Source organism: Arthrobacter sp. (genome assembly GCF_031988865.1).
Lineage (GTDB): Bacteria > Actinomycetota > Actinomycetes > Actinomycetales > Micrococcaceae > Arthrobacter_B.
Map to the genome: position 1 here is coordinate 1 of NZ_DALZXY010000119.1, position 7808 is coordinate 7808.

9 protein-coding genes are annotated in these 7808 nt (G+C 64.9%); 3 read left to right on the top strand and 6 right to left on the bottom strand.

Translation table 11 applies throughout. From position 1 onward, the window contains the following. Window positions 1-139: 139 nt before the first annotated feature. Window positions 140-634 carry a GNAT family N-acetyltransferase gene (locus RTN46_RS15555; protein WP_312182739.1) on the bottom strand — a complete coding sequence of 165 codons (495 nt, stop codon included), beginning with the start codon at window positions 632-634 and terminating at the stop codon, window positions 140-142. Between the two features lie 118 nt (window positions 635-752). Next, complete coding sequence (locus RTN46_RS15560) at window positions 753-1199, bottom strand: TraR/DksA C4-type zinc finger protein (RefSeq protein WP_312182742.1); 447 nt, start codon at window positions 1197-1199, stop codon at window positions 753-755. A gap of 314 nt (window positions 1200-1513) precedes the next feature. On the opposite strand from RTN46_RS15560, the gene RTN46_RS15565 reads away from it, so the two are divergent. Further along, complete coding sequence (locus RTN46_RS15565) at window positions 1514-1765, top strand: hypothetical protein (protein ID WP_312182744.1); 252 nt, start codon at window positions 1514-1516, stop codon at window positions 1763-1765. Between the two features lie 16 nt (window positions 1766-1781). Here RTN46_RS15565 and RTN46_RS15570 read toward each other — a convergent pair whose 3' ends face one another. Both RTN46_RS15570 and ligA read right to left on the bottom strand, forming a co-directional pair. Next, window positions 1782-2591: an inositol monophosphatase family protein gene (locus RTN46_RS15570; protein WP_312182745.1), complete on the bottom strand. Its 810-nt coding sequence runs from the start codon at window positions 2589-2591 to the stop codon at window positions 1782-1784. After that, window positions 2588-4840 (bottom strand): NAD-dependent DNA ligase LigA, encoded by a 2253-nt coding sequence (ligA, locus tag RTN46_RS15575; RefSeq protein WP_312182747.1) that lies wholly within the window; start codon window positions 4838-4840, stop codon window positions 2588-2590. The genes RTN46_RS15570 and ligA overlap by 4 nt, the downstream gene beginning before the upstream one ends. A gap of 173 nt (window positions 4841-5013) precedes the next feature. Here ligA and RTN46_RS15580 point away from each other — a divergent pair, with 173 nt between their 5' ends. Further along, a complete protein-coding gene (locus RTN46_RS15580; protein ID WP_312182748.1) occupies window positions 5014-5457 on the top strand; it encodes a YciI family protein in 444 nt (147 codons plus the stop codon). A 4-nt stretch (window positions 5458-5461) separates the two neighbouring features. Next, on the top strand, window positions 5462-6754 hold the full coding sequence (locus RTN46_RS15585; RefSeq protein ID WP_312182750.1) for an RNA polymerase sigma factor: 1293 nt from the start codon (window positions 5462-5464) through the stop codon (window positions 6752-6754). Window positions 6755-6840: 86 nt separating this feature from the next. Here the strand turns inward: RTN46_RS15585 and RTN46_RS15590 are convergent, their stop codons facing one another. Together RTN46_RS15590 and RTN46_RS15595 are read right to left on the bottom strand one after the other, a co-directional pair. Then, on the bottom strand, window positions 6841-7308 hold the full coding sequence (locus tag RTN46_RS15590) for a hypothetical protein (protein WP_312182752.1): 468 nt from the start codon (window positions 7306-7308) through the stop codon (window positions 6841-6843). A gap of 319 nt (window positions 7309-7627) precedes the next feature. Continuing rightward, window positions 7628-7808: hypothetical protein (locus tag RTN46_RS15595; RefSeq protein WP_312182754.1), on the bottom strand; the 181-nt coding region annotated here is incomplete at its 5' end.

A 7808-nucleotide genomic window follows, 5' to 3' on the forward strand; every position in this document is an offset into this window, starting at 1 on the left:
GGGCACCAACGGCCCCGGGGCGCCTCCCGCCCCGACACCACGCGCCGGGGCACCAACGGCCCCGAGGCGCCTCCCGCCCCGACACCAACGCGCCCGGGCACCAGCGGCCCGAAGCACCTACGGGCGATAGCCGCCAGGGTCAGAGAGCTAGGCGGAAGACCCAGAGGACGATGTCCTCGTTCGGGACGTACCAGTCGCGTGAAGGCACACGCTCGAAGCCCAGGGAGAGGTACATCTGGTGGGCGCTGAGCATGCTCGTCATGCTGGTCAGGCTCACGGCCTGAATGCCGTCCAGCTGCCGGGCGTAGTCCACGATGGCCTTCACCAGAGTGCGTCCAACTCCCCCGCGCTGCAGGGCCGGATCCACGGAAAGCATGCGGAATTCCAGCTCGCCCTCAATGGCGATGTCCGTGTACGGCTGCCCGGCAAAGGTAATGGCAGCCGACCCCGCTACCTCGCCGTCTTGTTCCGCGACCCAGAGCTCGGCATGCTCAGCGCGGTGTTCAACGTTCTCCAGTTCCTGGACGTAAGGATTGTCGGCGTCGATGAACCCTGCCTTGAGATACGCCTCCCGGGTAATCCGGCGAATGTCATCAAAATCTGCCGGTGTTGCCTGCCGGACGGTAATGCTCATAGGTGTTACGAATCCTTACGTGGGGGTTGATTTCCACGGTAGATTCTATCGGCACCTTCAGCTCGCCCAGTCCACAGGTGACCGTTGACACAGCATCAGCCCGCCTGGCGCGCCAGGGTCAGCGGCGCTTCGCCGCTGCCGTGCAGGCCACACAGAACCGGGCTTCGGGGCGGATTTCCAACCTTTCCTCCGGGATCGGCTCGCCGCAGCGTTCGCAGACGCCGTAAACCCCGTCGTCCAGCCGCACGCGGGCCAGAAGCAGCTCGGCGAGCGAGGACTCCAGGGCCCCGAGCATGGACACCTCATTGGCTCGTTCAACCGTGACAGTGGTGCCCTCCGGGTCGTGTTCGTCGTCCGCGGGTGTGTCCTTGGCAGCAGCCGTGACTTCCCGGATGTCCGCCAGGACGGTGCTGATCTTGGCGCGGACATCCGCGATGTGGTCGTCGATGATCACGGCGAACCTGTCCGAATCCAGGGTCGGCGGTGTCGACTGCATGGGTTCCTGGACACGCGTGGTGACAACCGGCGCCGACTTGCGCGATGCCGTTGTGATTTTACGAGGCATGGTGCATCCTCCCTGGTCCATGGATCCTGCTGGATTCCATCAATTATCCGCACTCAGGCGGCCGAAGCCTCCCCCCGAAGCGGCTGCTTTCCTCAGGGCTTAACACCGCACCTAACCGACGTGGCGGCTGTGACTGCTGCTGTTTCTGAGCCCAAAGCTCAAGATTTGCTCAAGGCCCCCGCAAGGAACCGTAAATTCTCTCCGTAACACCGAAACAGTTAGACGCACGGGCCCCGTTGCGTCTCTGGATTGGCTAGTCTCGCTTCACCGTTCCTGCTTGGTCTCGGAACGGAGCGCTGACTCTGGGGGTAGGCATGAAACAGGAAATTCGACTGGCACCGGGAATGATCGTCCACTGCCAAAAGGGTGCGAGCTCGGTCAAGCTGCGGGTCATGGGTGCATCCCGCTGCGATGGCTGCAGCACGATGGGCGTGATTGTCCAGGTGATGGAGGACGCCGTCGTGGACAACTTCCATTACTGGAAAGGCCATGTGATTGTGATGGACCGGGACCGGATTACCGTGGACTCGCGGTCTGCGGTCCCCTCCTGGATGGGCATGTACTGAGCCGAAAGGCTCGAAGCTAGAAGCCCGACGGCGGCACTAACCACGCTGTTGTCGCCGCGGCCAGCCGCTCGGCGTCGGACATCCGCCGCACCGGTGTTCCCGGGCGGTGGACCTGAACACCGGCTTCCTCGGCGATGAGTGCACCGGCAGCGAAGTCGTGTTCGTTCAGGCCGCGCTCCACGTACGCGTCCAGTGTGCCGTCGGCGACCATACACAGGTCCAGGGCAGCGGAACCCAGCCGGCGCAGATCAGCGAAGTCCTCCATCAGGTCTGCGAGCGCGGCATACTGCTCCGTCCGCACGTCCGCCTCATAGGAGAACCCCGTTCCGAGCAGCTTCCCCACACGCTGCGGGTCCGGTCCGGTGAGCTGCCGCAGGCTGCCGTGCTCCGCGAGCCAGGCGCCGTGGCCGCGGGCCGCCCAGTAGACGCGCACCAGCGCCGGGGCGTGGACGACGCCGGCCAGCCACTCGCCGTCGTTGTTCACGGCCGCCACTGACGTGGCATAGAACGGAATGTTCCGGATGAAGTTGGTGGTCCCGTCCAGCGGGTCCACGGACCAGCGGATGCCGGACGGCTCCGCGGGAACACTGGCTTCCAGCTCCTCGCCCGTGATTTCGTCGAACGGGCGGAGTTTATTGATCACCTCGCGGACGGCGTACTCGGCCTCCGTGTCATAGCTGGTGACCCAGTCGCCGGAAGCACCCTTGCTGACCGCATTCAGGCCGTCCTCTGACCGCTTGGCGAGCACGGCGGCTCCTGCAGCGGCCGCCTGGCGGGCGACGTCGAGCAGTTCCAGCGGATCCGGTGTTCCGGTTACAGGGCTCATGCGCTTGTCTCCTCCACAGGTTCCGCCGGGGCCGCGCCCTCCGGAGCGTCCTGCTGGAGCGTACCCTCCAGCAGGCTCCTGAATCCGTCCTCGTCGAGGATGGGAACGCCCAGGGACTCGGCCTTGTCCCGCTTGGTACCGGCGTTTTCCCCGGCCACCAGGTAGTCGGTCTTTTTGGAAACCGATCCCGAGGCCTTGCCGCCGCGGCTGATGATGGCTTCCTTGGCCTCGTCGCGGCTGAAGTTCGGCAGGGTCCCGGTGACGACGACGGTCAGGCCTTCGAGGGTGCGCGGCAGGCTTTCATCGCGCTCGTCGGCCATCCGCACGCCGGCCCGGGCCCAGGCGTCCACGATTTCCACGTGCCAGTCCTCTGCGAACCATTCCTCCAGCGCGGCCGCAATGGTCGGCCCGACGCCGTCCACGTGCGCCAGCTGCTCCTCCGTGGCGGCCCGGATGTTCTCCATGGAACCGAAGGCCGTCGCGAGGGCGCGGGCCGCCGTCGGGCCTACGTGCCGGATGGACAGTGCCACCAGGACCCGCCACAGTGGCTGGGACTTGGCCTTTTCCAGTTCCTCGAAGAGCTTGCGGGTGTTCGCGGAGGGCTCGGACGGCTTTTTGGCGGTGCCCTTGGTGTAGAAGTACGGGACAAGTTCGGTGCCCACCACCACGCCCTTGGAGCGCTTGGGCCGTTCGATCCGGACATCGGCCAGGTCCTCGATCAACAGGTCGAAGAGTCCGGCCTCACTGGTCAGCGGCGGGTTCTCCGGTTCCGCGGGCGAGGTCAGGGCGATCGCCGCTTCCCAGCCCAGGGCCTCGATGTCGAACGCTCCGCGGCCGGCCAGGTGGAAGACCCGCTCGCGCAGCTGCGAGGGGCAGGAGCGGGCGTTGGGGCAGCGGATGTCGACGTCGCCCTCCTTGGCCGGCTTCAGCTCCGTGCCGCAGGAGGGGCAGTGGGTGGGCATCACGAAGTCGCGGACGGGTGGATCCTGAGCGTCGCGGAGCGCGATGACCGGACCGACAATCTCGGGGATTACGTCGCCTGCCTTGCGCAGCACCACGATGTCGCCGATCTTCACGCCCTTGGCCTTCACCACGTCCTGGTTATGCAGGGTGGCCATCTCCACGGTGGAGCCGGCGACCTTGACCGGCTCCATGATGCCGTAGGGCGTGACCCGGCCGGTGCGGCCCACGTTGACCCGGATGTCCAGGAGCTTGGTGTTGACCTCCTCCGGCGGGTACTTGTAGGCCACGGACCAGCGCGGCACCCGGGAGGTGTGGCCGAGCGCGCGCTGCAGGGCGAAGTCGTCCACCTTGACCACGATGCCGTCGATTTCATGCGCCAGGTCGTGCCGGTGCTCGCCGTTGTGGGCGATGAACTCCAGCACCTCGTTATAGGTGTCCAGCACCTTGTAATAGGGCGAGGTGGGCAGCCCCCAGGCCTTGAGCAGCTCGTAGGTCTCGGACTGACTGGCGGCACTAAGACCTTCCCGTGCGCCGATACCGTGGACGTACATGCTCAGCGGGCGCTGGGCGGTGACGTTGGGGTCCTTCTGCCGCAGCGATCCGGCGGCGGCGTTGCGCGGGTTGGCGAAGGGCGCCTTGCCCGCTTCGACCATCGTTTCGTTCAGGTGCGCGAATTCCTTGGACGGGATAAACACCTCGCCGCGGATCTCCACCTCGGCAGGGAGGTTCTCCCCCTTGAGCCGGCGCGGGATGGAGGCAATGGTGAGCACGTTGTGGGTGATGTCCTCACCGGTGGTGCCGTCTCCGCGGGTGGCCGCGCGGACCAGTTCCCCGTTGCGGTAGAGCAGGTTTACCGCCAGGCCGTCGATCTTCAGTTCGGTGAGCCACTGAACCTTCGACCCCGGGGCGATGGACGCGATGGAGGCTTCGGCGCGCTTGACCCAGGCGTCGAGTTCGTCCAGGGAGAAGACGTCCTCCAGGCTGTACATCCGGGACAGGTGTTCCACCGGGGCGAAGGCCGCGGAGACCTCTCCCCCGACTTCCTGGGTGGGCGAATCGTTGGTCACCAGCTCCGGGTGCAGCGCCTCGAGCTCCTCGAGCCGGCGGTACAGCTCATCGAACTCGGCGTCGGAGACCAGCGGGGCGTCCTCGTTGTAATACGCGAACCGGTACTTGCGCACCTGGTCGGAGAGCGCCTCATACTCTTCGCGCAGGCCGCCGCTGGGCGGCGTATCCGTACTGACGGCGTCGACGGCTTCTTCCGGGGATGTCTTAGCTGTGCTCACCTGTCCAATCTTGCCGTATGTACGACGGCGGCGGGAGCTTTGCTGCGGACGTTGGGGATGGTGCGTCCCCGGTCCGGAGGAAAATTCTCCGGCTCCGTCGATATCCAGGCGCACCGTTCGACGGCATAGTAGGAGGCGCATAAAGCTCTCCCCTATCGAGCAGGAGATAAGCCATGAAGTACATGATGATTATGCGGGCTACTGATGCCGCACTTGAGGCGTCCAAGAGCATGCCGTTTGAGGAAATGATCAACCGGATGGGCGCCTACAACGAGTCGATGATTAACGCCGGCGTCCTGCTGGCGGGAGAAGGCCTGGCCGAGGTCACTGAGGAGGCCAACTTCGTCGTCGACTTCTCCCAGGATCCGCCGCTGGTCACAGACGGTCCGTACGGCGAGACCCACGAACTCTTCAACGGTTTCTGGATCATTCAGGCGGCCTCGAAGGAGGAAGCGGCGGAGTGGGCCAGCCGGTGCCCGCTGGGACCGGGGTCGAAGCTGGAAGTCCGGCGGGTCACCGATGCCTCCGACTTCGAGGATTTCTCCGACAACGAGTACATCCAGAAGGAAGAAGGCTGGCGCGAGCAGGAAGAGAAGCTGCGCGCGGAGAATGCCTAGTCCCATGGCGTCCACGGATGCAACGGGTGAGGCAGCCGCGGGCGGGGCAGCCGGGGCCGGGGCAGCCGGGGCCGGGGCAGTCCGGCACCGGATCGACGCCATTTGGCGGATCGACGGTGCACGGATTGTCGCGGCGCTGGCCCGGGCCACCGGGGACGTTGGCCTCGCCGAGGACGTCGCCCAGGAAGCGGTGGCTGAGGCGCTTCTCCAGTGGCCGCTGGAGGGGGTGCCCCGGAACCCTGCTGCGTGGTTGACCGCTGTCGCCAAGCGCCGGGCGGTTGACGCCTGGCGCCGGGCGGAACGGCTCCAGGACCGGTATGCGGAGCTGGGCAGGAGGCTGGAGGATGCGGCCGCACCGGAGTGGGATCCGCTGCCGGACGACGTCCTGAAGCTGGTTTTTGTTGCCTGCCACCCGGTGCTGTCCCGGGAGGCGCAGGTGGCCCTGACGCTGCGGATTGTCGGCGGGCTGTCCACCGGGGAGATCGCCCGGCTGTTCCTGCTTCCGGTGGCCACGGTGCAGCAGCGGATTGTCCGGGCGAAGAAGACCCTGGCAGCGGCCAGGGTGCCTTTTGACGTTCCGGAGCCGAATGAGTGGAGGGCCCGGCTCGGCGGTGTGCTCGCGGTGATCTACCTGATGTTCACGGAGGGGTACGCTGCGTCCTCGGGAAAGGCGTGGATGCGCCTGGACCTGGCGTTGGAGGCTCTGCGGCTGGGGCGGCTGCTGTCCCAGCTGGTTCCGCGGGAACCGGAGGCGCTCGCCCTGGTGGCCCTGATGGAGTTCCAGGCGTCCCGGTTTCGTGCACGGACCCGCTCGGATGGCTCCCCCGTGCTGCTGTCTGATCAGGACCGCACACTGTGGGACCGGGGCCAGATCGAGCGCGGGCGGGTTGCCCTGGTGCAGGCTGACGCGCTGGGGCGGGGCCGGGGTAACTATGCGCTGCAGGCCGCGATCGCGCAATGCCATGCGACGGCGCCGGAGGTGGAGGCCACGGACTGGGCACGGATTGTGCTGCTTTATGAGGCCTTGGGCCGGTTGGCACCATCGCCGGTGGTGGAGCTGAACCGTGCCGTGGCGGTGTCCATGGCCACCGGACCGGCGACGGCACTGGAGATGGTGGACCGACTGGCTGCCACGGGCGCTCTCCGCGGTTCGCATCTGCTGCCCAGTGTGCGGGCCGAACTGCTCTCCAGGCTTGGCCGGATGGAAGAGGCGCGGGAGGAGTTTCTGTCCGCAGCCGGGCTCGCCCGGAATGATAGGGAAAAGGAAGTCCTGGAGCGGCGGGCTGCGTCCGTGTAGGCGGACGGTGCGGGATCTATTTCAACCGGTCCCGCTCGCCAGGACGCGGTTTCCAGGTTCCCACTGGAGCCTCCATGAGGAAAATGCTATTCGTATGATATTCGGCTGCTGATATCTGTGAGTTCCGCTTCCGGGATGTAGCCGAACAATGAAGTCCTTCCGAGCGGCCCTTCATCCCTTTTGCTGAAACCATAAATATCAATCAGTTTCATCTTTCCCGACATTCTGGCACGAATCGAACACTCCGCGGCCAGATTCCCGTTGGGGACCTCAGCGATAATCACCAGCTCGCAATCCGGATCAATAAATCCAGTCACGTTAACGGAGTTGATCCCCGTTACCTCATCTGCCGGAACATACAGCGTGTGGCGGGACGGAGTTCGTGCAAATCGATTAGGCAAAATCTGAGTGTGCCACGCCGACCCGGGAGCCGCGCCCCCGTCTTGAACAAGAGTCAACAAACCGCCATCCGGGTTCATGGACAGCAGTTCAAACTCTGCCCCCTTCCACGTCCCGTACCATCCGGTCAATTTCGTTCCATCAAGGCGCCACACGAGTCGGACTCCCTTCTCTTTGGGGTTCGTTGGTCGCAACGATCCTGCTGGGTTTAGTCACCGGGAAACGGAACACTCTCCACGTAGGAACGTGTTCCAACTGCATTTATGAGTTGCCGCTTGTACATAGCAGGCATGGGATCAATGCCTCGGACCGCATCATCACCTTCGACAAACAGGGTGAATATGCCATCCCTGGGATGCAGGTCCCGTACTTCGTATTCCTGTCCGCGCTAAGTGCACTATCTGCCGGCTAGCTTCGTTCCGTCATCTAGCCACATGTCGCCATCACCGTCCTGTGCAGTTCACCAAACGCTTTCTACCTCAGCAGGTCCTGCTCGGTCAGAACCAGGTCGGAGAGGTCTTCCCAGCGGAACTTTCCGTGATACTCACCCGGTCCGGCAATAGTGATTTCCGGGATCTCTCCGCGGCGAATCTGCTCGTCCTTCGGACTAGCACCGACAAAGGCATACACCGTTCCGTCACGGTATTTGTGGATG

Excerpts from the sequence above, each read along its gene's own strand:
- RTN46_RS15555 (WP_312182739.1), bottom strand. The coding sequence starts at position 634 with ATGAGCATTACCGTCCGGCAGGCAACACCGGCAGATTTTGATGACATT.
- RTN46_RS15560 (WP_312182742.1), bottom strand. The coding sequence starts at position 1,199 with ATGCCTCGTAAAATCACAACGGCATCGCGCAAGTCGGCGCCGGTTGTC.
- RTN46_RS15565 (WP_312182744.1), top strand. The coding sequence starts at position 1,514 with ATGAAACAGGAAATTCGACTGGCACCGGGAATGATCGTCCACTGCCAA.
- RTN46_RS15570 (WP_312182745.1), bottom strand. The coding sequence starts at position 2,591 with ATGAGCCCTGTAACCGGAACACCGGATCCGCTGGAACTGCTCGACGTC.
- RTN46_RS15580 (WP_312182748.1), top strand. The coding sequence starts at position 5,014 with ATGAAGTACATGATGATTATGCGGGCTACTGATGCCGCACTTGAGGCG.
- RTN46_RS15585 (WP_312182750.1), top strand. The coding sequence starts at position 5,462 with ATGGCGTCCACGGATGCAACGGGTGAGGCAGCCGCGGGCGGGGCAGCC.